At 70.2% G+C, this 26,087-nt stretch carries 27 protein-coding genes; 15 read left to right on the top strand and 12 right to left on the bottom strand.

Features of this window, described 5'->3' with window-relative positions:
• The first annotated feature begins 54 nt into the window (after window positions 1-54).
• The gene (locus QSK35_RS23665) at window positions 55-393 is read left to right on the top strand and encodes a rhodanese-like domain-containing protein (protein ID WP_285749642.1); all 339 of its coding nucleotides are present in this window, start codon (window positions 55-57) and stop codon (window positions 391-393) included.
• Window positions 393-1,295, top strand: a complete 903-nt coding sequence (locus QSK35_RS23660) for a DUF4328 domain-containing protein (protein ID WP_285749641.1) — start codon at window positions 393-395, stop codon at window positions 1,293-1,295. Before QSK35_RS23665 ends, QSK35_RS23660 begins: the two co-directional genes overlap by 1 nt.
• A 3-nt stretch (window positions 1,296-1,298) precedes the next feature.
• Here QSK35_RS23660 and QSK35_RS23655 read toward each other — a convergent pair whose 3' ends face one another.
• Window positions 1,299-2,933: an MSCRAMM family protein gene (locus tag QSK35_RS23655; RefSeq protein WP_285749640.1), complete on the bottom strand. Its 1,635-nt coding sequence runs from the start codon at window positions 2,931-2,933 to the stop codon at window positions 1,299-1,301.
• A 283-nt stretch (window positions 2,934-3,216) separates the two neighbouring features.
• Here QSK35_RS23655 and QSK35_RS23650 point away from each other — a divergent pair, with 283 nt between their 5' ends.
• Window positions 3,217-4,068 carry a glycerophosphodiester phosphodiesterase gene (locus QSK35_RS23650; RefSeq protein WP_285749639.1) on the top strand — a complete coding sequence of 284 codons (852 nt, stop codon included), beginning with the start codon at window positions 3,217-3,219 and terminating at the stop codon, window positions 4,066-4,068.
• On the opposite strand, the gene QSK35_RS23645 is transcribed toward QSK35_RS23650, so the two are convergent.
• Window positions 4,046-5,245, bottom strand: a complete 1,200-nt coding sequence (locus QSK35_RS23645; protein ID WP_285749638.1) for a cytochrome P450 — start codon at window positions 5,243-5,245, stop codon at window positions 4,046-4,048. The genes QSK35_RS23650 and QSK35_RS23645 overlap by 23 nt on opposite strands.
• Before the next feature lie 62 nt (window positions 5,246-5,307).
• Between QSK35_RS23645 and QSK35_RS23640 the strand changes: the two genes are divergently transcribed.
• The 7 genes from QSK35_RS23640 to QSK35_RS23610 all read left to right on the top strand — a co-directional run bounded on the left by QSK35_RS23640 (window position 5,308) and on the right by QSK35_RS23610 (window position 10,123).
• Entirely contained in the window at window positions 5,308-6,126 is an 819-nt protein-coding gene (locus QSK35_RS23640) for a glycerophosphodiester phosphodiesterase (RefSeq protein WP_352244144.1), read from the top strand.
• Window positions 6,086-7,021: a DUF5926 family protein gene (locus QSK35_RS23635; protein WP_285749637.1), complete on the top strand. Its 936-nt coding sequence runs from the start codon at window positions 6,086-6,088 to the stop codon at window positions 7,019-7,021. Before QSK35_RS23640 ends, QSK35_RS23635 begins: the two co-directional genes overlap by 41 nt.
• 32 nt (window positions 7,022-7,053) lie before the next feature.
• Complete coding sequence (locus QSK35_RS23630) at window positions 7,054-7,392, top strand: DUF952 domain-containing protein (RefSeq protein ID WP_285749636.1); 339 nt, start codon at window positions 7,054-7,056, stop codon at window positions 7,390-7,392.
• Window positions 7,393-7,551: 159 nt separating this feature from the next.
• Window positions 7,552-7,992, top strand: a complete 441-nt coding sequence (locus tag QSK35_RS23625; protein ID WP_502881707.1) for a SigE family RNA polymerase sigma factor — start codon at window positions 7,552-7,554, stop codon at window positions 7,990-7,992.
• 2 nt (window positions 7,993-7,994) lie between these two features.
• Window positions 7,995-8,726 (top strand): hypothetical protein, encoded by a 732-nt coding sequence (locus QSK35_RS23620; RefSeq protein WP_285749635.1) that lies wholly within the window; start codon window positions 7,995-7,997, stop codon window positions 8,724-8,726.
• A 152-nt stretch (window positions 8,727-8,878) separates the two neighbouring features.
• Window positions 8,879-9,472 (top strand): hypothetical protein, encoded by a 594-nt coding sequence (locus QSK35_RS23615; protein ID WP_285749634.1) that lies wholly within the window; start codon window positions 8,879-8,881, stop codon window positions 9,470-9,472.
• Window positions 9,473-9,508: 36 nt separating this feature from the next.
• Window positions 9,509-10,123 carry a hypothetical protein gene (locus QSK35_RS23610; protein WP_285749633.1) on the top strand — a complete coding sequence of 205 codons (615 nt, stop codon included), beginning with the start codon at window positions 9,509-9,511 and terminating at the stop codon, window positions 10,121-10,123.
• Between the two features lie 76 nt (window positions 10,124-10,199).
• Here the strand turns inward: QSK35_RS23610 and QSK35_RS23605 are convergent, their stop codons facing one another.
• The 4 genes from QSK35_RS23605 to QSK35_RS23590 form a co-directional block, all read right to left on the bottom strand.
• Window positions 10,200-10,760, bottom strand: coding sequence for a ferritin (locus QSK35_RS23605; protein ID WP_285749632.1), 561 nt, complete (start codon window positions 10,758-10,760; stop codon window positions 10,200-10,202).
• A 92-nt stretch (window positions 10,761-10,852) separates the two neighbouring features.
• Entirely contained in the window at window positions 10,853-12,040 is a 1,188-nt protein-coding gene (locus QSK35_RS23600) for an arginine deiminase (RefSeq protein ID WP_285749778.1), read from the bottom strand.
• Window positions 12,041-12,221: 181 nt separating this feature from the next.
• Entirely contained in the window at window positions 12,222-13,007 is a 786-nt protein-coding gene (locus tag QSK35_RS23595) for a CPBP family intramembrane glutamic endopeptidase (RefSeq protein WP_285749631.1), read from the bottom strand.
• Window positions 13,008-13,017: 10 nt separating this feature from the next.
• Window positions 13,018-13,782 (bottom strand): DUF2470 domain-containing protein, encoded by a 765-nt coding sequence (locus tag QSK35_RS23590; RefSeq protein ID WP_285749630.1) that lies wholly within the window; start codon window positions 13,780-13,782, stop codon window positions 13,018-13,020.
• A 59-nt stretch (window positions 13,783-13,841) separates the two neighbouring features.
• Between QSK35_RS23590 and QSK35_RS23585 the strand changes: the two genes are divergently transcribed.
• Together QSK35_RS23585 and QSK35_RS23580 are read left to right on the top strand one after the other, a co-directional pair.
• Window positions 13,842-14,318 (top strand): hypothetical protein, encoded by a 477-nt coding sequence (locus QSK35_RS23585; protein WP_285749629.1) that lies wholly within the window; start codon window positions 13,842-13,844, stop codon window positions 14,316-14,318.
• A 32-nt stretch (window positions 14,319-14,350) separates the two neighbouring features.
• Window positions 14,351-14,800 (top strand): hypothetical protein, encoded by a 450-nt coding sequence (locus tag QSK35_RS23580; protein ID WP_285749628.1) that lies wholly within the window; start codon window positions 14,351-14,353, stop codon window positions 14,798-14,800.
• On the opposite strand, the gene QSK35_RS23575 is transcribed toward QSK35_RS23580, so the two are convergent.
• The 6 genes from QSK35_RS23575 to QSK35_RS23550 form a co-directional block, all read right to left on the bottom strand.
• Complete coding sequence (locus QSK35_RS23575) at window positions 14,797-15,939, bottom strand: VWA domain-containing protein (RefSeq protein ID WP_285749627.1); 1,143 nt, start codon at window positions 15,937-15,939, stop codon at window positions 14,797-14,799. The genes QSK35_RS23580 and QSK35_RS23575 overlap by 4 nt on opposite strands.
• Window positions 15,936-18,062: a DUF5682 family protein gene (locus QSK35_RS23570; RefSeq protein WP_285749626.1), complete on the bottom strand. Its 2,127-nt coding sequence runs from the start codon at window positions 18,060-18,062 to the stop codon at window positions 15,936-15,938. Before QSK35_RS23570 ends, QSK35_RS23575 begins: the two co-directional genes overlap by 4 nt.
• The gene (locus tag QSK35_RS23565; protein WP_285749625.1) at window positions 18,055-19,128 is read right to left on the bottom strand and encodes an ATP-binding protein; all 1,074 of its coding nucleotides are present in this window, start codon (window positions 19,126-19,128) and stop codon (window positions 18,055-18,057) included. The genes QSK35_RS23570 and QSK35_RS23565 overlap by 8 nt, the downstream gene beginning before the upstream one ends.
• 331 nt (window positions 19,129-19,459) lie before the next feature.
• Window positions 19,460-20,875 carry a DUF5691 domain-containing protein gene (locus QSK35_RS23560; RefSeq protein WP_285749624.1) on the bottom strand — a complete coding sequence of 472 codons (1,416 nt, stop codon included), beginning with the start codon at window positions 20,873-20,875 and terminating at the stop codon, window positions 19,460-19,462.
• Complete coding sequence (locus QSK35_RS23555) at window positions 20,872-22,044, bottom strand: SWIM zinc finger family protein (protein ID WP_285749623.1); 1,173 nt, start codon at window positions 22,042-22,044, stop codon at window positions 20,872-20,874. The genes QSK35_RS23560 and QSK35_RS23555 overlap by 4 nt, the downstream gene beginning before the upstream one ends.
• Window positions 22,045-22,144: 100 nt before the next feature.
• Entirely contained in the window at window positions 22,145-23,308 is a 1,164-nt protein-coding gene (locus QSK35_RS23550) for a homogentisate 1,2-dioxygenase (RefSeq protein ID WP_285749622.1), read from the bottom strand.
• Between the two features lie 69 nt (window positions 23,309-23,377).
• On the opposite strand from QSK35_RS23550, the gene QSK35_RS23545 reads away from it, so the two are divergent.
• The 3 genes from QSK35_RS23545 to QSK35_RS23535 are packed head-to-tail and all read left to right on the top strand — an operon-like array spanning window position 23,378 to window position 26,036.
• Window positions 23,378-24,241 (top strand): hypothetical protein, encoded by an 864-nt coding sequence (locus QSK35_RS23545; RefSeq protein ID WP_502881704.1) that lies wholly within the window; start codon window positions 23,378-23,380, stop codon window positions 24,239-24,241.
• Window positions 24,238-25,404 (top strand): fumarylacetoacetase, encoded by a 1,167-nt coding sequence (fahA, locus tag QSK35_RS23540; RefSeq protein ID WP_285749620.1) that lies wholly within the window; start codon window positions 24,238-24,240, stop codon window positions 25,402-25,404. Before QSK35_RS23545 ends, fahA begins: the two co-directional genes overlap by 4 nt.
• Entirely contained in the window at window positions 25,404-26,036 is a 633-nt protein-coding gene (locus tag QSK35_RS23535) for an IclR family transcriptional regulator (RefSeq protein WP_285749619.1), read from the top strand. Before fahA ends, QSK35_RS23535 begins: the two co-directional genes overlap by 1 nt.
• The last annotated feature ends 51 nt before the right edge of the window (window positions 26,037-26,087 follow it).

Raw genomic sequence — 26,087 nt, 5'->3', positions numbered from 1 at the left:
GCGGGAGGGTGCCCTTCACGGCGTTCTGACCGGTATTCGTGCGAACATCAGCGCGTGACGGTTCCGAGCGTTGAGGTCGCCGACATCCCGGCCGAGCTGCCCGAGGGCACGGTCCTGCTGGACGTGCGCGAGAAGGACGAGTGGGAGGCCGGCCACGCGCCCGGCGCGCTGCACATCCCGATGAGCGAGATCGGCGCCCGCCTCGACGAGGTGCCCAACGACGTCTCCCTCTACGTGATCTGCCGCGTGGGCGGCCGGTCCGCGCGCGTCACCCAGTACCTGAACCAGAACGGCTGGGACGCGGTGAACGTCGACGGCGGCATGTCGCACTGGGCGGCCGCGGGCCGTCCGCTCGAGGGCGGCTCCGACGGCGCGGAGCCCGAGGTCATCTGATGCTGCGTCCGCTGCGCGTCGACTGGGTGGCGTCCCCGCCACCCGGTGCCTACGCGCAGCGTGAACCGGCCGGGCAGCGCCCGCCGTACGACGGCCCGCCGAAGTACCCGGTGCCGCCCAAGTGGGGTTTCCCGCTGCTGGCGTGGCGCTGGCCGACGGCCGTCCCCGGCTCGCTCGACTCCCCGGCGGACTCCGTCGACGGCGTTCGCCGGTTGGCGCGCACGGCGTCGAACGCCCTGTGGCTCCTGGCGGTCGTGGCGGTGTGGGCGTTCGGCAGCGAGGTGTGGCGCTACGTCCTGGTGCTGCTGTCCCGCTTCGGCGCCCTGTCGTCCGGCGTGGTCGGCACGTCCGACGCGTTGGTCGTCTCGGCGTCGGTGGTCACGTCGATCGTCTCGTTCGTCGCGCTCGCGCTGACGCTGCTGTGGGTGCGCCGCGCGCGCAACGTCTCCGCCGAAGCCGTCGGCTACGGCCCTTCGCGGTCGGACCGCGAGGTACTCATCGGCATGATCGTGCCCGGCGTCAACCTCGTGATCCCCGGCTCGACGGTGGCGGAACTGGAACACGCCGCTCTGCTCCGGCCCGCATCGGTCCGTCCCGCGCCGTCCCGCCTGGTGCTGTGGTGGTGGGGCACGTGGGTGGCGTCGGCCCTGTTGTTCGTGATCACCGTGGCGTGGTCGTTCCGGTCCTCGGTGCAGGCGCAGGCGGACGGGATCGTGCTGCACGCCCTGTCGGATCTGGCGGTCGCCGGCGTCGCGGTCGCGACCGCACTGGTGGTCCGGCGGATCACCACCCTGCTGCTGCCGGTGGACGCCGATTCCGTCCGGCTGATGCGCGTGGTCGAGGTGAGGGACGCGCCCGAACCGCCACTGCGTGCGGTCCGGGCGTCCGGTTCTCTTCGCTAACTACTACGAGATGCCGATCGGGTCGGCCTTGTGGTTGCCGGTGGTGAGGCCACCGCGCTGGCCGGTGCTGATGCCGCACAACGCCGCTTCACTCAGGCCCGCTGCCGACGCCTGCGCGCTGGACAGCGTGTTGCCCGCGGCCGTTCCGTCGATCGTGACCGGGCTCGGGTAGAGCTTGCCGTCGGCCTCGCGGCAGACGAGCACGATCACCTTGAACGTCCTCGGGTTCGTGAACGACAGATTCTTCGTGTCACCGCGCGCCACCGTGAACGTCACCGGCAGCGTGGAGTCCTTCACGTAACCCGTCGGCGTCGTTGTCTCGTCGATCGTGTACGTGCCCGCGGGCAGGTTGGTGAACGGCGGCTGGCAGACGCCCGTCGCGTCCGTGGTGCAGGTGCCGACGACGGTGCCACCCGTACCGGTGCCCTGGTACAGCGTGAAGGTGGCACCCGGAACCGCGTTGCCGGCGTCGTCCTTCTTCTGGACGTTCACGGTCGCGGGCTTCGCCGGGTCGGTGAAGGTGAGCTGCTTGGTCTCACCGGCCGCCAGGCTGAACGTGGACGGCAGGTTCGGATCCTTGTTGTATCCGGCCGGGACCGTGGTCTCGTCGATCGTGTAGGTGCCGACCGGCAGGCTGGTGAACGAAGGCGTGCACGAGCCGTTGGCCTGCACGGTGCAGGTGCCGACGACGGTGCCGCTGGTGTTCGCGCCCGAGTACAGCGTGAAGACCGCACCCGCCTGGCTGCCACCGTCACTGCCGACCTTGCTCACGGTGACCGTGCCGCAGTTGTTGATGCTGATGTTCCCCGGTCCGACCAGGTCCTTCATCTGGGCGGTCGAGGACTGGCCGGAGCTGCGGCTGACCGCGTAGGTCTTGCCGAAGCCCTCGCACACGCCGGGCGTGAACACGCCGGCGGCGGTCAGGTTGATCCCGGCCTCACCGAACTCGTGCAGCCCCAGCGTTTCCGTCGTCGGGCCGACGGTGTCCTGCGCGCTCGAGGCGGTGTTCACCGCGGCCTCGGCCACGCCGGAGGTGAGGGTCGTCGCGACACCCCAGCACGGTGCCGAGTTGCTGCCGACCTCACACGCCCCGCTCGTGATCCAGCGGGACAGCTTCAGCACCGGGGTGCCGCCGCCCTCGAAGTCGAAGACGATCAGCATGTCGCCCGCCGTCCGCTGCACGAGCCCGCCGGACCCGGCGGGGCACGGCGTGGTGCCCTTGTTGAACTCGAACGCCACGTGCGCCGACGGTGACGTGGTGTTCTGCTCGATGCGAATCCACGCGAGCGTCAGGTACACGTTGCTGCCGACCGTCTTGCTGGCCACGTAGTACCGCTTGAGGTCGTCCTTGTTGGACGCCTTCTGCGTGATGACGCTCGGACAGGTGTTGTCCTGCTTGGTGCCGCCCGCGAAGCCGCTGTCGGAGCCCGTGGCCTGCCAGTCCTCCAGGCCGGTGAACGACCAGCCGTTCGTCACCTTCTGCGCGGTGCGGGTGGGTGCGGTCCCCGTCCAGGTGGCCGGGGTGAAGCTGTTCCAGTCGAAGTTGATCGGGGCCTGCGGAGCGAGGTTGGCGTCGTCGTCCTCGAACCCTGCCGCGGTGCCGACGGGCCCGGCGATGGCTACACCTGCGGGGCCCATAACTCCGAGTACAAGTGCGGATATCGCGGCAGCCGCGATCGTCAAACGTCTGCGCATGGTTTCTCCCGCGTTGGGACGCGGCGGCAGACGACCCCCGAGACCGGTGTCGTCGCGTCGTGCTGAATGCCGAATTCACGGAGTGTAGGCACGCTCGTGGACGAACTGCGGTGCCTCTGCCAGCATCAAGGCCGTTCAGCGAGCCGAACGTCCTAGAACGGACCGTCACTCACTGTTATTCCTCAGGTGCCTTGGACTCTTGCGGCGGCTGTGCCAGGTTCGGATCATGCGCGCACCGTTCGACCTCCAGGCACACCGCGGCGGTATCGGCCTCATGGTCGAGAGCACGCTGGCGTCGTTCGGCAAGGCGCTGGAGGTCGGCGTCACCACGCTGGAGCTGGACCTCCAGATCACCAAGGACGGCCGCGAGGTCATCACGCACGACCGGAAGACCAACCCCGCCAAGTGCATCGGCCCACATGCGGGCAAGTACGTGAAGGACCTGACCTTCGCCGAGGTCCGCACCCTCGACTGCGGCTCGCGCCGCTGGGACCAGTACCCCGACCAGGAGCTCTCGCCGGGAGCTCGCATGCCCACGCTCGCCGAACTCTTCGAGCTCGTGCGCTCCCGGCAGGCGTGGACCATCCGGTTCAACATCGAGACCAAGGTCGAGGCCGCCGCGCCGCACGAGACCGCGCCGCGCGAGCAGTTCGTGCAGGTGGCCGTGCGGGAGATCCGGCGTTCGGGCTTCCTGCCCAACGTGACCATCCAGTCGTTCGACTGGGGCACGCTCATCCGGGTCCGCGAGGTCGAGCCGCGCATCCCGTTGGTGGCGTTGACGCAGCCGGACTTTCTGTGCGAACCGTGGACCGGTGGGATCGACGTCGGGGACAACATCGCCCGTGCCGTGCGGAGCTTCGGGGCTTCCGCGTTGTCACCGGTGCACACGATGGTCACGCAGGAGCTCGTCGACCAGGCGCACGAGGAAGGCCTGAAGGTGATCCCGTGGACCGTCGACGATCCCGCGCGGATGCACGAGCTCATCGGCCTGGGGATCGACGGGTTGATCACCGACTACCCGGACCGGCTCCGGAAGGTGTTGGCGGAGCGGGGGTTCAGCCTGCCCCGGAGGTACTGAGCGGCAGCTCGTGCAGACCGCGGATGACGAACTCCGCGCGGCGGCGGGGTTCGGCCGCCAGCACGGCGCCGGGCAGCTTGCGGGTCAACGCCGACAGCGCCGCCTCGACCTCGATGCGGGCCAGCGGCGCGCCGAGGCAGTAGTGGATGCCCGCCCCGAAACCCAGGTGGGGATTGGGGGATCGTGTGATGTCCAAAGTGTCCGGGGCCTCGAAGACCAGCGGATCACGGGCCGCGGCGCCGAGCAGAGCGGCGATCTTCTGACCCGGCTCGACGGTGAAACCGGCGATCTCCACGGGTGCGGTGGCAGTGCGTTGGAACAGCTGCAGCGGCGAGTCGAACCGGATCAGCTCCTCGACCGCGGAGGACATCAGCGAAGGGTCGGACAGCAGCAGTTCCCACTGCGACCGGTTGCGCAGCAACGCGAGCACGCCGTTGCCGATCACGTTGACCGTCGCCTCGTGGCCCGCCATCAGCAGCAGGACCGCGGTGGCGACCAGCTCGTCCTCGGTCAGCCGGGCGCCGTCGGTGTCGGTCACCGCGACGAGGTCGGAGACGAGGTCGTCGCCGGGGTTCTTGCGGCGCAACGCGATCAGGTCGCGCAGATACGCGACGAACTCGGTGGCCGCGCGTTCGGCGAGCGCGCGCCGATCGTCCGGAAGCCCGTACTCGTACATCTTCACGATCGCGTTGGACCACGGCTGCAGCAGGAACCGGTCCGACGCGGGCACACCCAGCAGTTCCGCGATCACCTCGACCGGCAGTGGACCTGCGACGTGGGCGAGCAGGTCCGCGGAGCCCTGGTCGCTGATCTTCGCGACCAGCTCGTCGGCCAGCCGGTCGGCGAGCTCGGCGACCCACGGGCGCAGCCGTTCCACGTGGCCGCGGCCGAAGGCGGCTGCGACCAGCCGGCGCAGCCGGCCGTGCACCGGCGGTTCGTTCTCCAGCAGCGAGTTGCGGTGCAGGAGGTTGAACGACTGGAACGCCTCGACCGGCGCGACGTCGGACCAGATGCGGCCGAGCGAGCGGTGCCGCAGCACCGCCGAGCACGCGGCGTGCGAGACGGCGACCGCGACCCCGAGGCCCTCGTGGAGGTGCACCTCGCCCGCGGAGCGCAGCTCGGCGAACGCGGGGTACGGGTCGGCGATGAATTCCGCGTCGCGTTGGTCGAACGTCACCTCGCGGACGTTAAGTGAGAGCGGTCCTCACGTCCATGCAAAGTTGATTGAACCGTCAAACTGTGACCGACAAACTACTCTCCAGGACCGTGCAGCCATCAATCGTCGCTCATCGTGGAGCCTCCGCTCACCGTGCGGAACACACATTGGCCGCCTATGAGCTCGCCCTGGAACAGGGGGCCGACGGGCTCGAGTGCGACATCCGGCTGTCGCGCGACGGCCACATCCTCTGCGTCCACGACCGGACGCTGACCCGCACGTCCAACGGCCGGGGCACGGTCAGCGCGCTGACGCTCGACGAGTTGCGGAAGTTCAACTACGGCACCGCGGACGAGCCCGCGGAGCTGCTCACCCTCGACACGCTCCTCGAGCTCGTCAAGGGCCGCAGCACCGAGCTGTTCGTGGAGACGAAGCACCCGGTCCGCTACCGCAACGAGGTCGAGCGGAAGCTGGCGGAAACGCTGAAACGTCATCGGGTCGCCGACCAGATCATCATGATGTCCTTCTCACCGACCGCGGTGCGGGTGTTCAAGGACAGCCGGCCGGAGATCAGGACCGTGTTGCTGCTCGACCGCTTCCGCCCGCGGCTGCGCACCGGCGCGCTGCCGCCGTACGCCGACTACACCGGGCCCGGTGTCCACTTGCTGCGCGACGACCGCGAGTACGTCGCCCGCAGCCGGGAGCGCGGGCATGACACGTATGTGTGGACCGTCGACGACCAGGCGGATGTCGAACTGTGCCGCGACCTGGGGGTTCGGTACCTCGCGACCAACGCCCCGGCGAACACGCGGCGGCTCCTCGGGGATAACTTGACCCCCGAACCCGATGAAGGAGGACCCGGTGGCCAAGCGGACGGCCGTGAAGAACGCACCGACGGCTGACGGGATCAACCCGCGCCAGCCCTGCCCGTGCGGTTCGGGCAAGCGGTACAAGGCGTGCCACGGGGCCGCCGGTGGCGCCGCGGACGTGATCGTCGCCCGGCCGTTCGAAGGACTGGCCGCCGAGTGCGAGCTCATCGCGCTGCGCGAGTTCGTGCCGTCGGCGACCGCCAAGCTGCCGCTCAAGGACGGCGAGGTCACGCTCGCCACGGTGCTGCCGATGGCGGCCGCCGGCCTGGTCCGCGGCGACGGCGTGCCGTTCGTCGGGTTGCAGGTGCAGACGCGCTCCGGTGACGTGAGCCGCGACCTCGCGCGTGCGGTCCAGTGGGCCAAGGAGGCCAAGACCGGCGACGTGCTGCCCGTGGTCGGCCCGGACAACGGGGACAACCCCGGTCGCCTGCAGGACCTGCTGGTCGCCGACGCCGAGATCACGCCCGAGCTGCACCCCGACTTCGCGTGGTGGCTGCCCGAGGACAGCGAGCCGACCGGAGAGGTCGCGCTGTCGCTGGAGCGCGCCAACGCGGCGATCCTGCCGACCGAGCGCCTCGACGCGCCCGGTGTGCGGGCGGCCTACTGGGTCGACGCGGGCGACAAGGCGCACCTGCGCTGGGTTCGTCCGGAGCCCGAGGAGAAGCTGCTCAACGGCATGGCGCGGCTCGCCGCCCGCGGTGAGCTCGACCTGGGCGAGGGCTCGCGGTACGCGGGCTCGTTCCGTGCCCACGGCCTGCTGGTGCCCGTGTGGGACCTCGACCGCGAGATGCACGCCCGCGAGTGGGCGTCGCCCGCCGAGGCGCTCGGCAAGCGTTTGCTCGACGCGTTGAGCAGCGACGATCAGCTGAACGACGCCGAGCGGCGGGCCCGCGAGGGCCTGCGCGGCCGCCAGATCACCATCCGCTGATCCACAGGGTTGTCCACAGGGGGTGTGGATAAGTGATTCTGCACATCATCTCCCGCGACGACTGGGCCAACGCCCGGTCGGGCGTGGGAGTCAGCGCTGACGGCTTCGTGCACTGCTCGGACTTCGGCACCGCGCACCTGCCCGCCAACGCGGTCTTCGCCGGACGCACGGACCTGCTCCTGCTGGTGATCGACCCGGCCCGCGTCGGCGCGCCGGTGAAGTGGGAGGCGGGTGTGCCAGAGCACCCCGCCGGCGTGTGGTTCCCGCACGTCTACGGCACCATCCCGGTCGACGCGGTCGTGGCGGTGCACGACTTCCCGCCCGGCGCGGACGGTGTTTTCCGGCTGCCTGAGGCCGTTGCCAATCTGTGATAAATCGGCGGCAACCGCCGTCACGGTTCGAGCGTGACCTTCCCGTCGCACCATTGGGGGAGGAGGCCGGCCGTGACGGCGGTGCTGCAGGTGGGATTGACCGCCGACCGCGGCGGGGGAAGAGCGGAGATCGTGGGGGACTTCGCTGAGTTCGTCCAGATGTCGTTGCCTGGGCTGCTCCGGTACGGCCATGCGCTGACCGGCAACCCGCACGACGCTGCGGACCTGGTGCAAGCCGTGCTCGAAAAGGTCGGCTCGCGGTGGCAGTCGGTGCTCGGCAAGGGCGACGAGCCGCTCGCCTACGTCCGGCGGGCCATGGCGAACACGCACATCAGCATCTGGCGCCGCCGGCGCCGCGAGAACCTGGTCTCCGAGTTTCCGGAGACCGCCGTGCACGACGCCGGCAAGCTCGAGCACGAGCCGCTCTGGCAGGCGCTGCGCGACCTGCCGCCGCGCCAGCGCGCGGTCGTCGTGCTGCGGTTCTACGAGGGCCTGTCGGAGGCGGAGATCGCCGACGCGCTGGGCATCTCGCGCGGGACGGTGAAGAGCCAGAACAGCAAGGCCATGGCAACACTGCGAACAAAGTTGGGGAGGGACTGACCGTGGACCTCGACGACGAGCTGCGGAGGCTCTTCTCCGACGACCGGCTCGACCTGGCCGTACGGCCGGGCACGGACGCCGAGATCGTGACCGGCGCGCGGCGCATCCGCCGCCGCAGGCACGCGATCGCCAGTGCCGCGGCCGTGGTCGCGATCGCCGCGACGGGCATCGCGATCTCGAACTTCGGTGCCGCGCAGACGTTGCCACCGGCCAACTCGCTGTCGAACGTCAGCCCGACGCCGTCGGTGTCCACCACGACGGTCACGCCGAGCACCGTGATCGAGACGCACATCGTCACCGTCACCGTCGATGCGCCGGCGACCGTGCCCGAGGTCATCGGCGGCCCGGTCGGCTACGGCAAGCTCAAGCTCGGCATGTCGCAGCAGGAGGCGCAGGCGACCGGTGTGCTCGTCGAGCCGTCGGACGGGGCCGCGTGCCCCGCGTTCGCGTCGCAGAGCGTGCCGTCCGACAAGGCCGCCGTGGTGATCTCGCCCAAGGCCGGCGTCAGCCGGATCACGCTGCCGGGCTTCGCCAAGACGTCCACGGGCGTGGGTGCCGGATCCTCGGCGTCGGACGTGAAGGCGAAATACCCGAACGCCGTCCAGCAGGAAAAGAAGATCACCGTCGCGATGCAGGGACAGTTGTCGTGGCGCTTCGTTTTCCTGTTCGACAATGCACAGAAGGTGTCGGTCGTACGCATGGAGCTCACGACTTCCGACTGCCCGCTCAGCTGATTTTTGGCTGAAAAGCACCCGCTTTCGGGCGGGTGCTTTGTGCTGCGCATTTTCTTTGGTTCTGGCGTGACTTTTTCGTGATGAACTCGCTGGCAACCGTTGTGGTGTGTCGGCGTCCTATGAGTGTCAAGTTCAAACTGGGGGACAAAGAAATGAAGAACACTGTCAAGTCGTTGATCGCCATCGCTGTTGCGGCAATCGCGCTGACCGCGTGCACCGCGGAAAAGCAGGAGCCGGTTTCCGCGCCGACGACCACGACCACTACTTCTGCGCAGGCAGCTCCGGTGCAGCCGGTCACCGAGACCGTGCACGTCACGGAGACGCAGACCAAGGTCGTCGACCCGCGTCCGGTCCTGGACGACACGGGCCTCGGCAAGCTCAAGCTGGGAATGAGCTACGACGAGGCGATGAATACAGGGCTGCTCGGGCCGAACAAGTCGCCGGACGACAAGGTCTGCAGCCTGCACGACATCAGCGGCGGTCAGGGCGCCTGGGTCTACATCTCGAAGCGGATCGGAGTTTCCACGATCACCATTTCCGCGGCGATGCGGACGGCCAAGGGAATTTCGATCGGCTCGACCGTCGATCAGCTGACCGCAGCCTACCCGGACGCCGAGAAGGTCGAGGCGTGGAACACGTGGTTCGTCAAGGTGGCGCAGCCCAAGGCGAGCTACCGGTTCTCCGCGGGGGACGGGAAGGTCAACCTGGCGCAGATCAACGCGGCCGGGCAGGACTGTCACAGCTGATACTCGTTCGAACCGCAAATCCGGGGGGAGAAAGAAATGAAGAACACGATCAAGACTCTGCTCGTCGTCGGCACGGCCGGCCTCGCCCTGGTGGCGTGCGGCCCCGGTGAGAACGGCGCCGGGGCCGTCGGCACGACGATGGCCCCGGCCACCACCAGCGCGTCCGTCACGAAGGTCACTCCGCCGGTCAGGACGATCGTCGAGACCCGCACGGAGACGGTGGTGGTGCCGGCCAAGGAGCAGGCGGACACCCGCCTCGGCTACGGCAAGCTGAAGCTGGGCATGACCCGGCAGGAGGCGGAGGCGACGGGCCTGCTCGGCCAGTTGGACCAGGAGCAGGACGGCTGCCGCCTCTACCGGCTCGCGGAGAACCCGGCGTTCGGGCCGAGCGTGGCGATCGCCGAGAAGTCCGGCGTCGTGAAGATCCGCCTGCCCGCCGGAACCAAGACGTCCAAGGGCATCGGCACCGGGTCGAGCGTCGCGGATCTCAAACAGGCGTACCCGAACGCGATGCCTTACCGCATCGGCTACCGGGCGGAGATCGAAGGCGGTGTGACCGTCGATCTCAAGGTCTTCGACACCGGCGTGGTGCAAGGGATCGGGCTCGCGAGCGCCAATCCGGGTGACTGCCAGGTCGGCGCCTATCTGTGAATACAGCGAAATGTCCGCCGCGCGGGGGGTGCGGCGGACATTTCGATTTCGAGCGGCGCTCAAGCGTGCGAAGGAACTACAGTGCGCCGCCCGCGGCGCGAGGGGCGCCGGCGTCCGCGCCGTCGTCGCCCACGGATTCGCGGACGAGGAAGTTCTCCACGTAGAACATGTTGCCGTCGGCACGCTCCATGACGGTCAGCAGCGTGCTCATCGACGACACCTCCTCCACCTGTTCCTTGAGGAACCACTGGAGGAACTGCTCGCCGAGGTAGTCGCCCTCCTCGCGCGCGGCCTTGGCCAGCGCGACGATCTGGTCGGTGACTTCCTTCTCCTGGGCCAGCGCGAGTTCGACGAGCTCCTTCGGCTCCTTGAACTCGTTGCGCACCGAACCGACGCCGGGAATGGTGACCGGCAGGTCGTTGTCCATGAGGTACTGCACGATCATCATCGCGTGGTTGCGCTCTTCCAGGGACTGCTTGTAGAAGTGCGACGCCAGGCGCGGCAGGTCCTGGTTGTCGAACCACACGGCGAGCGCGATGTACTGCTGGGACGCGGCGAACTCGTTCGCGACCTGAGCCTGCAGCATGTCGTGGAACTTGCTCTTCTTGGGCGAAATCTTCTTCACGTTTGAGGCCATGGGTGTACCGTAACCCAAATTCAAAACAATCGCATTTGAGGTAAGCCTAACGAGTGTTTGGAAAGGTAATCCAAACACAGGTTAGGCATTCCTCATACGAGCGGTGCGCGGTCAATTGGGCACGACATGCAACGCGGTCCGCCGCGACCGGAACCGAGTTCGGAACCGCTGATGCGCAACACCTCGACGCCCGCGGCCTCGAGACGTTCGTTCGTCTCGACGTTGCGCTCGTAGGCCACGACGAGGCCGGGGCCGACCGCGAGGGTGTTGTTGCCGTCGTCCCACTGCTCGCGTTCCGCGGTCACCGGGTCCAGGCCCGTGTCGATCACGCGCAGGCGCTCGATGCCCATGGCCTCGGCCGCGGCCTCCAGGAACGGCACCGGGCCGTCGACCAGCACGCCGCCGTTGCCGTCGGACTTCATCGGGTACGCGGACAGGGTGTGCCGGATCGCCGGGTACATGACCACCGCGTCGCGGTCGACCATCGTGCACACGGTGTCCAGGTGCATGGTGGCCCGCTCCTGCGCGATCGGCACCGCCAGCACGGTGTGCGCGAGGCCGTCGGACAGCGCGGAGCGCGCGAACGACTCGGCGCCCGCCGGCGTGGTGCGCTCGCCGACACCGATCGCGATGACGCCCGGCGCGAGCAGCAGCACGTCGCCGCCCTCCAGCGGCGCCGAGTGCGCGCCGTACGCGCGGGCCGTCTGCCGGAAGCGCGGGTGGTAGGCGTAGATCAGGTCCGTCAGCGTCGTCTCGCGGTCACGCGCGGGCAGCGCCAGCGAGGTGATCGCCACGCGGTCGCCGACCCAGATCGACGAGTCGCGCGTGAACAGCAGGTTCGGCAGCGGGTCGACGGCGAAGTCGATCGGGTGGTGCATCTTGCGCACCAGCGAGGCGCCCTCGGCGGCCGGCAGCTCCTCGAACGTCATGCCCGCCATCAGCACGTTCGCCAGCTGGTTGGCCGGTAGCGAGTTGAGGTGGCTGCGCAGCGCGTCCGCCAGGTCGATGCCGAGCCGGCGCTCGTTCACCGCGCTGTGGATGCCCGCGATGCGCGCGCGGTTGTCCTCGAGCGCCTGGACCAGCACGTCCGCCAGGAGCAACACCTCGACGCCGCGCGAGGCGAGCACCCCGGCGAACGCGTCGTGCTCCTCCTGCGCGCGGTCGACCCACGGCACACCGTCGAACAGGAGCTGGTCGTTGTTGCGCGGCGTCAGGCGCTTGAGCTCGGCGCCGGGGCGGTGCAGGAGCACCGTGCGCAGGGGGCCCACCTCGCTGTCCACGCGGGGGGCCGCGGAGGGGCGTGCTTCGGTCTCGGTGATCGAGTGCGCAGTCACGAGATTGAGGGTAGACCCGCGCAGCACAAATCGTCGCCTGTGCGACCCGAATTTGACCGATATCGCTGCTCGTTTGGGCCAGATGTGGCGAATCGTTAACCAGAAGGTACTCGAATGGCCCTGATCGTTACGGAAGCCAGGTGACTTTGCCGCGCAACAGCGTGTAGCCCACGAACGCGACCACGTCGAGCGCCGTGTGCGCCACCACGAGCGGCCACAGCCGGTTCGTGCGCTGCCAGTACCGGCCGAACACCAACCCCATGATCAGGTTGCCGACGAACCCGCCGAAGCCCTGGTAGAGGTGGTAGCTGCCGCGCAGCACGGCGGCCAGCAGCAGCGAGCCGTTCTCGCGCATCCCGAGCTGGCGCAGGCGGGTGATCAGGTACCCGACGACCAGCACCTCCTCGGCCCACGCGTTGCCCGCCGCGTAGAGGACCAGCACGATGCTGCGCCACCACGACTCGTCCAGAGTGGACGGTTGCACCGCGAGGTTGAGGCCCAGGCGCCACGCGGCGAAGTAGAAGACCAGTCCGGGAATGCCGATCACCGCGGCCAGCCCGAGGCCGGCCAGCGCATCCCGGCCCTTTCGCGCACGGTCCAGTCCGATGCGCACGCCGGCCCGCCACAGGAAGTACACGCCGAGCGCGCCCCACGCCGCGAGCTGCACGACGCTGAGCAGCTGTGCGATCAGGTCCAGCAGGTCGAACCGCGCCTGCGGCACGTTGATCGCGACCTGCTGCTGGTCCAGCGGCACCGGCTTGAGCAGGCTGTCCAGCAGCCGCACCAGGCTGCGCATACCGGACAGCCCCAGCGTCATGCTGAAGACGATCACCAGCTCGAGCACGTAACCGCGGCGTTGCGGCTCCGGCAGCAGGTCGGGCTCGCGGGGGCGTTCGGGTGCCAGCCAAGTCACTCGCGCGACGTTACCTCTGGGTCAGGAAGGGGCAGCCCATCAACCTGCGCAGTTCACCCGCGAGTTCCTGCGGGGTGCCGACCGGGCGGGAGAACGCGATGCGCACGTCGTGATCCTGATCCAGCGTCTCGACCCGTAGCCGCAGACCGAACCGGTCGAGCCCCAGCGGCCGGACGTTCCCGCCCCTGAGCTCCTCCGGCAGGTGCCGCGCGAGCAGTCCGACGACGTCCGAATGCGCGATCTCCAGGTGCCGCAGCCAGTGGTCCTCGTTGCGGCAGAACGGATCCGGCGCCGCCTCGGCGAACTGCTCCGGCCGCAGCGAGCACGTGCCCTCGGCGTCCGCGACGACCAGCGACGCCGGGTTCAACCGCAACGCCGTCGCGCCGTGGCCGACGTCGAGCAGCCGCGGGTCGGGCCGGACGTCCGCGACCGCGAGTGCGGCCCGCCGCGCCTCGTCGCCGTCCAGTGCCTGGATCCAACCGGTGATCCACAGCAACCCGCGGGTCGGCTCTCTGAGCGGCACGGGTGCCTGGTCGGCGATCTCCAGCATGGCGGTCGCCTCGGCGTGTGGCTCCTGCCACAACGCGGCGACCAGCGGGTGCTCGTCGGGCAGCAGCAGCAACGTCGTGCCGCACGGGTGCACGTGGTGCAGCAGCGGGCTCGTACGCGTGCCCGACTGCGGAAGCAGTGCTGCGGGACCGCTGCGCGCCGCGATGGTGCGCGCGCGTTCCGCCGGGTGCGGCGCCGGTGGCCGCCGGGTCTCCGTGTCGCTCATGGTTAGGTAAGCCTAACTTAGCTTCGTTCCTCGACGGAAGCCTCCGCTGTACCGTGTCGGTGGAGGTAGCCGTGGTCGTGCCGAACAAGCCGTCCACCGACAGGGCGGCTGCGAGTGACCAGTGGACCCAGCATTGTCTGGACCGCGCAAGTCGACGCGCGCTGTGGTGGACGCTCGCCGCGATCGGCGCCTTTGTGCTGCAGTTCTTCCTGGTGTTCGTCCTGGAATGGTCGTCCGCGCTGGCTTTCGTGCTGTTGATCTTCGCCGCGGTCGTGCTCTACCTCCTGCTGCGCCGCAAGCCGGTGCGCTTACCCGAGGGTGAACCGTGGCACTTCGCCGAGGCTCGCTGGGAGGGCGGCCGGCTGGTGATCCTCGGTTCGCCCCCACTGCTGCTGACCGTGCGGTTGGGTCCGCTCACCCGTAGTCGTGTTTCCCGTCACCGCCGCGTCTGGCTCGTCCCGCCGGACTCCCGCGGCCACACCTTCGTCACTTTTCGTGGTGTGCCAAGACTTTTTGAGGCGAAGGTGTTTCGTTGATCATCTCCACGGATACCTCAGAGAATGTGGACATGTCGGTATGGACGGTTACCTGTCTGGAGAAGGCGGACGTCCGTGCGGCCAAGTTCCTCGCGCTTGCCGCGGCGTGTCTGCTCGTCGTGCTGTTCATCCGGATCCCGTGGATCGCGGTCCTGTCCGTGCCGCTCGTCATCGAGCTCGCCGCGCCCGGTCTGCGGCACCTGTTCTCGCGGCGCCGGATCGTCCGGCTGATGGACGGCCGCTGGCGGCCCGTCGCCGTCCGGTTCGTGCCCGGTCGCGGCCGGATCGGGCGCTCCGCCTATCTGGAGATGACCGGATCCGACCGCTCGTTGCTGCGGCTGCCCGACATGCCCGAGCGCGTCCGGGTGCTGGTCCGGCACTCGCGGCGCGTGTGGATCACCGAACCCGATGATCGCGGCCGGTCCGTCGTGATCACCAGGGGGCGGCCGTTCCTGACCCTCGGGCGCGTGGTCATCCGCTAGTGGGCGGCAATACCCTCGCTCTCCGCCCACGCCGTGAGGTCGTCACGCCGCAGGGCCGCCGCCATGAGCTCGGGGAACCGATCCGGGGTGCACGCGAACGCCGGCGCCTCGATGCGGGCGGCCAGTTCGTGGTTGAACGACGGCGTGCCGCTGTCCGACAGCGCCAGCAGCACCACGACGGTCACGCCGCTCGCGACCAGCTCCCGGACGCGCCTGCGCAGCTCGTGCTCGTTGCCACCCTCGTAGAGGTCCGTGATCAACACGACGGTCGTGTCGGTCGGCCGGCTGACCAGGGTCTGGCCGTACGCGACGGCCCGGTTGATGTCCGTGCCGCCGCCGAGCTGGGTGGAGAACAGCAGGTCGACCGGCTCGGTCAGCTGGTCGGTCAGGTCGACGACCTCGGTGTCGAACACGACGAGCTTCGTGCTCAGGCTCCGGATCGACGCCATCGCCGAACCCAGCACCGCGGCGTGCACCACAGACTCCGCCATCGAGCCCGACTGGTCGACGAGCAGCACCACGTCCCGCAGTGACGCCTGCCGGCTGCGGCGCTTGTGGCCGACCAGGTCGTGCACGACGACCGTGGCGTGTTCCGGCTGGTAGTGCTTGAGGTTCGCCCGGATCGTGGCGTTCCAGTCGACGTCGGGCAGCTGGGGCCGGTGGGTCCGCTGCGAGCGGTCGACGGCGCCGCGCACGGCCTCGACCAGCCGGTCCGCGATCCGGCGTTCGATGTCCTCGACGACCTGGCGCACCACGGCCTTCGCGGTTTCGCGCGTGCGCGCCGGGATCGCCTGGGAGAGCGAGAGCAGCGTGCCGACGAGGTTCACGTCCGGCTCGATCGTCGAGAGCAGCTCCGGTTCCAGCAGCAGCTGCTTGAGGCCCAGGCGTTCCACGGCGTCGCGTTGCATCACCTGCACGACGCTCGTCGGGAAGTACTTGCGCACGTCGCCCAGCCACCGGTGCAGCTGCGGCGTGCTGCCGCCCAGACCGGCCCCGCGCTCGCCGCGTTCACCGCGTTCGCCGCCGCCATACAGGCCGGTCAGCGCCGCGTCACGGTGCTGGTCGTCCTCGTTGAGGGCCGCCACGTCCTCGGCGGACGGGCCCAGCAGCAACCGCCATCGGCGCAACCGTTCGGTCACAGCAGCTCCCGAATCCGGGCCACCAGCCGTGCGGCGATGGCGTCGTCCCACTCGTCGTCCACCCGCTCGACCGCGCCGGACGTCACCCGCTCGCCGAGCAGCCGGCGTTCTGCCGGGCTGAACTCGCTGATCGCCCGGCGCAGCAACGGCAGCGCGTCGTCGAAGTCGGGCGTGTGCAACGCGGTCAGCCACTCGTCGATCAGGCCGAACAGGCGCGGGTCCGCGGCCAGCAGGGTGGCCGACCCGCGCAGGAAGCCCGCGACGAAAGCCGAGGCGACCGACCGGTGCAGCCGCACGGCGACCGCGTCGGTGTCCAGCGATCCGGCCTCCCACAGCAGGCGGGTCGCCCGGCCCGCGGGCAGGCCGTGCGCGTCCGGCTCGGCCGCCAGCTTCGTCAGCGCCCGCCACCACGTCTGCTGATGCGGCTCGTCGGCGGCCAGGCGAACGGCCTCGTGTGCATCGTCCACAACGGACAGTGCCTGTTCGCCGGTCTCGTCGTCCACGCCGCGGCACGCCAGCGGCAGGCCGACCGCGCCGCGCGCCAACAGGCCGTGCAGCGCGACCCGCAGCAGTTCGGGATCCGTTCCGCGCACCGATCCGTAGCGGACCGTGCGCGCCAGCGACGGCACCGCGCCGAGCAGTTCCAACGCGTCGGTCGCCTTGGCGGCGCACCGGTCGAGCGCCTTGCGGCCCGCCTCCACCGCCGCGGGCAGCTCACATCCGACGGCCCGCGAGAGGATCCCGGACGCGACGGCGACCCGGTCGGCCTCCTCGGCGTCCGTGCACAGGACCGTAGACGCGGCTTGTTCGACGGTCGTGCCATGGCGTGCCGCGACCGCCACCGCCACCTCGAACGCCGGGTTCCACTCCAGCTGCCACATCTCGGCGAACGTGCCGAGCGAGCTGGTCCGATCGGGCTTGCCCCAAGGCACGCCGAGAACCTCCAGGTGTTGCAACAGCTTCGAGCGCTCGCGGTCGGTGTCCTTGCGCAGGTCGAGCCGCAGCTGCCGCGGTTCCAGCGAAGCGGGGAGCCGCAGCCGTTTCCGCAACCGCGCCAGGTCCGCCGCCAGGGGCGAGCGCGGCACCTCGGCGCCGACCGACCCGAGCCGCTCGCCGACGACGAGCTTGCGGTGCACCAGCTGCAACGGAACCCGGTCTCCGCCGCACAGCACGGCGAGCGCCGCCTCGGTCACCTCGGACAGGCCGGGCGACGGCCGTTCCCGCAACGCCGCCAGCGTGTCGGCGAGCCGCACCGCCTCGACGGCCGACGCGGTCGAGGCCGGCAGATCCTCGGCCCGCAGCACCGAGCACGCCTTCGCGAACCAGCGCGGCACCACGTCGTCGTGGTGTTCCCACAGGTGCGCGTACCAGCCGGGCGAGTCGACGCCGGCGCCGTAGCCGGACGAAGCCGCCAGCTGGCCGTGACTCCACGGCACCCACGTCCCGGAGATCTTCCGGCGCCGCAGGCCTTTCAGCAGCGCGTTGTCCGACGTCGCGGTGGGCAGCGGCGGCATCAGCGCGGGCACGTGCCACGCGCCGCACACCACGGCGACTTCACCGTCGAAGTCCTTGAGCGACTGGCGCAGCGACCTGCGCATGTACGCCTCGCGCAACAACGTGTGCTCGCCGAGCACATCCGTGGACACCTCGGCCCGCACCGACGCCATCGCCTCCGCCACGGCCTTCGCGAGGTCGATCGGGTCGCTGGCGCTGTGCTCGACCACGTCCTCCCACCAGCGTTCCGGATCGTCGAACCCGGCGGCCTCGGCGAGCAGCCCGATCGGGTCGACCGAGCCATGCCCTTCCGAGTCGAGTGACGCCGCCGCCGGCAGATCGAAGAACCGCACCGGCACGCCGTTGCGCGCCGCCCACGTCATCGCCTGCCACTCCGGCGAGAACGACGCGAACGGCCAGAACGCCGCCGTCGACGGATCCGACTCGTCGTGCAGCAGCAACGCCACGGGCGGCGTCAGGTCCGGCACGTGTCTTGTCAGTGCGTCCGCCTCCGGCGGTCCCTCGATCAGGACCACCTCGGGCCGCACGCGTTCCAGCGCCGCGGCGACCATGCGCGACGAGCCCGGCCCGTGGTGGCGGATCCCGAGCAGCGTGACGCGATCAGTCACGGCACGCCCGGTACAGGTCGCGCCACTCGGCCCGCTCCTTCACCACGGTCTCCAGGTACTCCTCCCAAACCGCAGCGTCCGACACCCGGTCCTTCACCACCGCGCCGAGCAACCCGGACGCCAACTCGTCCGCGCCGAGCGTCCCGTCGCCGAAGTGCCCGGCCAAAGCCATCCCGGACGCGATCACCGAGATCGCCTCGGCCGTCGACAGGCTGCCGCTGGGCGACTTCAGCTGCGTGCGCCCGTCCACAGTGGACCCGTTGCGCAGCTCGCGGAAGATCCGCACGACGCGGCGCACCTCGTCCAGCGCGGGCGGCTCGGCGGGCAACTCCAGCGCCTTGCCGAGCTGCGCGGCGCGGGTCACGACGATCTGCACCTCGTCGTCCTCCGTGGCCGGCGGCGGCAGGACCACGGTGTTGAACCGTCGCGCGAGCGCCGACGACATCTGGTTCACGCCGCGGTCGCGGTCGTTCGCCGTGGCGATCACCGTGAAGCCCGGTACGGCCTGGACGGACGTGTTCAGTTCCGGGACCGGCAGGGATTTTTCCGACAGCACCGTGATGAACGAGTCCTGCACCTCCGACGGCATGCGCGTGAGCTCCTCCACGCGCACGACTGCTCCCGTGCGCATGCCCCTTAGGACGGGCGACGGGACAAGTGCCTGGTCGCTTGGACCTTCGGCGATCAGGCGGGCGTAGTTCCAGCCGTAGCGGACCTGGTCCTCGGACGTGCCCGCCGTGCCTTGCACGACGAGCGTCGAGTCGCCGCTGATCGCCGCCGCCAGGTGTTCGGACAGCCACGACTTCGCTGTGCCAGGCACGCCCACGAGCAGCAGAGCCCGGTCCGTCACCAGCGTGCCGACGGCCACCTCGACGAGCCGCCGGTCACCCACGTACTTGGGCGTGATCACGGTTCCGTCCGGCAGGGTGCCGCCGAGCACGTACTTCACGACGGCCTGCGGGGACATCCGCCAGTTCGGCGGCCGCTGCCGGTCATCGGCGACGCGAAGCGCCTCGAGCTCAACGGCGTACTCCTGTTCGGCCGTCGGCCTGAGTACGGCAGTCACATGTCCTCCTGGTTGAGCGACAGCTTGGTGGTTGTGGCTGCCGGTTTCGTGCGTGGTCTTTGGCTGCCGGTTGTGTGCGTGGTCGCCCTTTTGTTGGCTGCCGGTGTCGTGGGGCGCTGCGTCTTCCGGGACGCGCTTCGCGCGTGCGATTGGGGCTTGACTTGGGGCCCCTCGCGGCGTGGTGGGCCGGCTCCGCCGGCAGATTCAAGATCTGCCGGCCCAACAAGGGCTACCACGCCGCACCCCAAGTCAAGCCCCAATCGCGTTCCGTACGTGGTCACCAGACGCGCCCCACTCTGGGTGCGTGGTTGCGTTCGTTGGTCGCCCCTCGTCACGAGTCCTCCTGGTTGAACGACTCGCGGAGTTTGATTCGCAGGCGCAGCACTTCCAGTTCCAGCGTGCTCTCCGGCCACCGCTTGGTCAGCGCGTCCCAGTTCGCGCCCAACAGGTCCGCATCGCCGCGTGCCAGCACCACGGACGGCGGGCGCCCACGACGCCAACGGGGATCGGGCAGGGCCGCGTAGCGGTTCAGCAGTGCCCTGGTGGTCTCGGCGGACCACGGCGCGGGCAACTGAGCGCAGGCGTGATCCAGCAGGTCGTAGTTCCAGTTCAGCGACACCGCGACCACGGCCTGCTCGGCGATGTCGTCCGGCAGCCCGGCGAGCATCTCCAGCTGCTCCATGCCGGTCAACGTCTCGGCCGCAGCCACAGCCCATGGCCGCGCGTCCACCGCCTGCGACAGCCGATCCGCGACACCCCGCAGCAAAGCCGCCGCCCAGGCGCCCCGGCGGAGGAAGGCGGCCGCGCCGGCATCATCGGTGTCCAGACGGGACGTCCAGTACGACGGCGGCACGCTGGCTGCCGCGCCACGGATGCGACCGGCGACACCGCCTTCCGTGCCGTCGCGCATCAGGTCCCGCTCCTCGATCGGATCAACCCGGCGCGACCACACCTCGTCCGACTGCACCTCGAACCCGTCCTGCGTCAGCCACAGGCCCGCGAAGAGCCGTTCGGCGGCGCGCGCCGACAACGCGCTGCCAGGCAGCTTCCGCAGCAGCCGCAACGCCTCGTCGTGCACCGCGCTCGACCGGTCGTCCAGCGCGGACTCCAGCAGGGGCTCGTCCGCCGCGCCTAGGCCGGTCTCCAACGAGCTGATCAGCACCTGCCGGTCCGTGGCCCGCTTCTGCACCGCGAACTGCTCGACGATGAAGGCCGTGGTCTCCTCCGGGGAGGACAAGCGCTTGCGCCGCAGGGCACGGACCCGTTGCGCGCTCGGGAGGTCCAGGACGTCCGCCAGCGCCACCTCGGTGATCTGCGGGGCAGCGCCTAGCGCCCACGCCCAGCCTGGGCGCGTCGCGGCCAGCCACCGGCCGCGCGAGCCGAGTACCTCGACGATCGCCGAGCGCAGGCCCGGCCGGGCGGTGCCCAGTGCGAGCAACGCGGGCAGGCGCCGGTGTTCGGCGACGACGCCATGCGCCTTGGCCAGCGCGCACCACTCCGTGAGCAGCACCTCGTCGTCCAGGCCGAGGATCGCCTCCAGCACGAGCCGGGCGGCCTCGCCGGGCAACCGGTCGTCCGACGCGGGGGCCTCGCGGATCGGTGCCTCGCGCACGACGGGAGGCACCGTCGCGCCATAGGCGGCCACACCGAAGGCTGCGCAGTCGTCCAGGAGCTGACGAGGGTCGCCACCGCCGCGGTTCGTGCCGACCAGGAGTGCCTGGACCGTGTCGTGCCACTGCTGCCTCACCCGACCACCTCCGGCGGGCCACCGGGCGTCGCGACGGCGCCCAGCCGGAACGTGCGGCCGTCCCACAGGCCCCACGCGTCGAATGCCGCACCGCCGGTGATCGCCAGCGCCAGGTCCAGCGCGCTGTCGTCACGTACGGGTACGCCGCGCTGGTCGACGTCCACCAGGTGACCGCCGGCGAAGCGGACCGACGCGCACGACACCGGCAGCAGCCTGGTCCACGGGTCGCCCGCGATCAACGGCTCCAGCGCGGCGATCGCCAGCCGCCACGACTCCGCCACCGGGATCGGATCCGGCGCACGGCTCCCGGCCAGCTCACCCAAGGCCACTCGGAACGGGGCGGCGCCCGGATACGGGAACAGCTCCGCCGAGCTCTCCTGGCCGTGCGGCAGCAGCGGCACCGGCGCGCCCACCGCCGAGTGCCGCACGCCGACGACCCACTCGCGGCGCTGTCTGCCCCACGCCCACTGCCGGACCGTGCGCACCCGTCCGTCGTCGGACTCGGCGCGCATCAGCGGGATCCAGCGGTCCGACCAGCCCTCGCCGGACTTCACGCTCTCCTCGGTGACCGTGACCCCGAGCCGCCACGGCGGCTGCACGCGCGTCATCAGGTGCAGGGCGCCCAGCCGGTCCGCGGCCTCGACCGTCCAGTGCGGCTCGGCCCGCATGACCGTCTCCTGCAGTGCCGTCACCGCGGACGCCAGGCCCGGCACCTGCGCGTCGATCATGCGTGCGGCGATGTTCTGCCACCACGCCGCGCTGTGGCCGGGCAGCGACGCCGTGCCCGCGGCCGCGACGTCCACCAGCCAGTCCGACAGGCCGGCTACACCGCCCGCCATCGCCTCCGAGCGCGCCTCGGCCCGGGACGCGCGAGCCTTTGCCCGGCGTTCGACGGCCTCGGGCGACTCGTCCAGCGGCTCACGGCGTCGACGCGTGGTCCATTCCTCGACCCAGGGCGGCGGCAGCGCGTCCGGCAGGTCCAGCTCCTGCAGGCCGCGGGCGTGCTTGCACGGGAACTGCCGGGACGGGCAGGTGCACTTCGCCGTGCCCGCGGCGAGGTCGACGCAGACCAGGTACGGCGACTTGCCGCTGCCCGAGTACACGCCCCAGAGCACCGGCAGGGCCTTGCCCAGGCCCTGCCAGCGCCCCGCGACCGCACGTGTTCTCACAACCCGAACGCTATTACGCGCCCCTGACAATTTCGGGCGCATGTGCCCTGAAGGGCACCCTCAGGGCGTCAGATGTCCTGAGGGTGCCCTTCAGGGCATTTCAGCGGCGGGCCCAAGTCCACGCGTAATTCGGGTCCTCACACGCGTCGGCGGCCTCGCCGAGCTCCAGCGGGCGGAACGTGTCGACCATGACCGCGGTCTCGTCGAAGTAGTCCACACCCAGCGACGCCTCGACCGCGCCCGGCTGGGGGCCGTGCGTGCAGCCGGACGGATGCAGCGACATCGAACCGATGCCGATGCCCGATCCCTTGCGGGCCTCGTAGTTGCCGCCCACGTAGAACATCAGCTCGTCGGAGTCGACGTTCGCATGGTTGTAGGGCACCGGGACCGCGAGCGGGTGGTAGTCGACCTTGCGCGGGCAGAACGAGCACACGACGAAGTTCGGGCCCTCGAACGTCTGGTGCACGGGCGGCGGCTGGTGCACGCGGCCGGTGATGGGCTCGAAGTCGCGGATGTTGAACGCCCACGGGTAGAGGCACCCGTCCCAGCCGACGACGTCGAACGGGTGGTTGGCGTAAGTCATCTTGGTGATGCCGTTGCGGTGCCGGACGATCACGTCCACGTCCGTGCCCTCGACCAGCAGCGGCTCGGACGGGCCGCGGATGTCGCGTTCGCAGTACGGCGAGTGCTCCAGGAACTGGCCCTTGGCGGACAGGTAGCGGCGCGGCGGCCCGATGTGGCCTGTGGCCTCCAGCACCAGGATGTTCATTGGCTGGGACGGAACCACCCGATAGGTGCACGACGTCGGGATGACCAGGTAGTCGCCCTCGGCGACGTCCAGCGCGCCGTAGATCGTCTCGACGACACCGGCGCCGGTCTGCACGTAGAGCAGCTCGTCGCCGAACGCGTTGCGGTACAGCGGCGACGGCGCGGTGGCGCGCACAAACCCAATCGTCACGTCCGGGTTGCCGAACAGCTTGCGGCGACCCGTGATGGCATCGACATCGTCAGAAGCCCAGGTCAGGTCACCCGTCTTGAAGTGCCGCGGCTTCAGCGGCAGGTTCGGGGACACGGTGCCGCGCTCGTCCTTGACGACCTCCGCGGCGACGATGGCGGTGGGCAGGTACCGGTGGTAGAGCAGGGCCGAATCGTTGGAGAAGCCCTCGACTCCCATCAGCTCTTCCGCGTAGAGGCCACCGTCCGGTTTGCGGAACTGTGTGTGGCGCTTTCGGGGTATCTCCCCGACCGTGCGGTAGTAAGCCATAGCTATCTCCGGGCGTTCGATAGTCGGACATCTTTGTTCAGTTGCCGGTACACGGCTAGCGTGTCAGCCGTGTCAAGCGCTGTCGAACTCCGAGCACCCGGTCCGCGCGGTACTCCACCCCTGCTGGCAAGGCTTGTTGACGACGCCGCACTCTTCCCTCCGGGGAACGCGGCCATGCCCGACGCGGTGCGCGGGCACCTCGACGGACGGGTCGGCGAGTGGGCCGGCGTCATGGGTCTTTTCCTCTGCCCGGCATCCCGGCTCGCCGAGCTGATCACTGAGTTGATCAAGGTTAAGCCGGTCAAACCGATCGCGCTCTCCCTCGTGATCGACACCGGGCTCGGCGGCGTGCCGAAGGCCGTGTCCATCGTCGAGTCGCGCAGCGAGCTGCTGGCGCTGCGCATGGTCGAGATGCCCGCCCCGTCCGATGTGGACGAGGTGTGGCTCGAGCGGGTCTCCGAGTTCGTGCCCGAGGACGTCATCCGCGTCGTCGAGCCGCGCCGCGGTGGCCCCGAGTGGCTCGACGGCGTGAGACGCGTCATCGAGCACGGCAGCTGGCCGAAGCTCCGCTGCGGCGGGCTCAGCTCCGAGAACTTCCCGAGCGTCGACGAGGTCGCGGACTTCCTGTCCGTGGTCAGCGGCGGCGGGGTGGCGTTCAAGGCGACCGCGGGGCTGCACCGGGCGGTGCGGCACGAGGACGAGAACGGGTTCACCCACCACGGGTTCCTCAACCTGCTCGTCGCAACCGCGCGGTCGCTGTCCGGCAAGGACGTGCGCGAGGCGCTCGCCAGCACGGACGCCGAGGCGCTGACCAAGGAGGCCGCGGCGCTCTCCGATCAGGCCGCGCACGCCGTGCGTGGCGTCTTCGCCTCATACGGCTCGTGCTCGCTGTCCGAGCCGGTCGAGGACCTCTCCGGACTGGGGCTGTTGTGAGCTGGGTCAGTGACGCCGCGTTCGCGGAAGACCAGCCGTTCGGCCCCCAGACGCTGCCCTACGGCGTGGTGGCCGAGGGCGTGGCGGTCCGGGTCGGTGACTCGGCCCTGCCGTTGCGCGGGCTCGCGCTCGGCCCCCGGCTCTCCGGGTTGGTGGAAGGCGACTCGCTCAACCCGTTGCTGGCCGCCGGCCGGCCCGCGTGGAGCGAGCTGCGCGCCCGGCTGCGCGAGATCGTCAACTCCGCGTCCGCGCCCCGCGGTGCGTCGCTCGTGCCGATCGCGTCCGCCGTCCTGCCGTTCCAGGTCGGCGACTACGTGGACTTCTACTCGTCGCGGCACCACGCGGAGAACGTCGGCCGGATGTTCCGTCCCGACGGCGACCCGCTGACGCCGAACTGGACGCACCTGCCGATCGGCTACCACGGCCGCGCGGGCACGGTGTACGTCTCGGGCACCGACGTCACCAGGCCGTCCGGCCAGCGCCGGTCGTCCGACGGTCCGGTGTTCGGCCCGTCGGAACGGCTCGACATCGAGGCCGAGGTCGGGTTCGTGTGCGGCGGCCCAGTCGCGTCGCGACTGTCCACCTCCCGCGCGCCCGAGCACGTGTTCGGCGTCGCGCTGGTGAACGACTGGTCCGCGCGCGACATCCAGGCGTGGGAGTACCAGCCGCTGGGCCCGTTCCTGGCGAAGTCGTTCGCGACGTCGATCGCCGCGTGGATCACGCCGCTGGAGGCGTTCTCCGTCGCACGCGTGTCGCCGCCGCCGTTCGACCACCAGCTGCAGGACTACCTGAAGGCCGACCAGCCGTGGGGCCTCGACATCAACATCGAGGTCACGCTGAACGACACGGTCGTCGCACGACCGCCGTTCCGCACGATGTCGTGGACGTTCGCGCAGCAACTGGCGCACATGACCGTGAACGGCGCTACGGTTCGTCCAGGAGACCTGTTCGCGTCCGGCACGGTCTCGGGGCCGCTGAGGGACGAGCGCGGGTCGTTCCTGGAGCTCTCGTGGGGCGGCAAGGAACCCTTCCTGCTGAAGGACGGCTCCACCCGGTCGTTCCTCGAGGACGGTGACACGGTGACGCTCACCGCCACCGCACCCGGAGAGGGCGGCTCCGTTGTCGGGCTGGCCGAGGTGGTCGGGACGATTCGGAGCGCGTGATGGTCGGAGCCACCAAGGAGAGCTCGCTGACGCTGGAGCGGGGCCTGGCCCTGCTCCAGGCGGTCGCCGAAGCCGAGTCCGAAGCGCCGTCGATCTCGGAGCTGGCGGCGGCGATCGGCGCGTCCAGAGCCGCGGTCTACCGGCTGCTCGTGCCGCTGCAGGCCCGCGGACTCGTGCGCCGCGAGGGCTCGAAGGTGCGGCTCGGCCTCGGCGTGCTGCGCCTGGCGTCCAACGTGCTGCCGCAGCTGCGGATGGCCGCGAACCCGGCGCTGCGGGCGCTCGCCGAGAAGGTCGGCGCCACCGCGCACCTCACCGTCGCGGACGGCTCCGAGGCCCAGGCCGTCGCGGTCGTCGAACCGTCGTGGACCGCGTTCCACGTCGGCTACCGCGTCGGGTCCCGGCATCCTGTGCACCGCGGCGCGGCGGGCAAGGCGATCTCGCTGCACGTCGAGGGCTGGGTGACGTCGACCGGGGAGCTGCAGCCCGGTGCCTACGGCGTCGCCGCTCCCGTCCGCGGCGTGCCCGGCCTGCGTGCCTCGGTTGGTGTGGTGGCTCTGGAAAAGCTCGACGGCGACGTCGTCGGGCCGCACGTCGTACGTGCCGCCGAGGACGTCGCCGCCGCCTTGCGTTGATTCGTTGTTCTCCGGGTATCCCCAGGTCATGCCGGACTCCGAAGAGCTCGA

This window comes from Lentzea sp. NBRC 105346, assembly GCF_030269605.1.
In the GTDB taxonomy this organism is placed as follows: domain Bacteria; phylum Actinomycetota; class Actinomycetes; order Mycobacteriales; family Pseudonocardiaceae; genus Lentzea.
The sequence above is the reverse complement of the archived record's forward strand: the minus strand, read 5'-3'. Positions and strand labels throughout refer to the sequence as shown.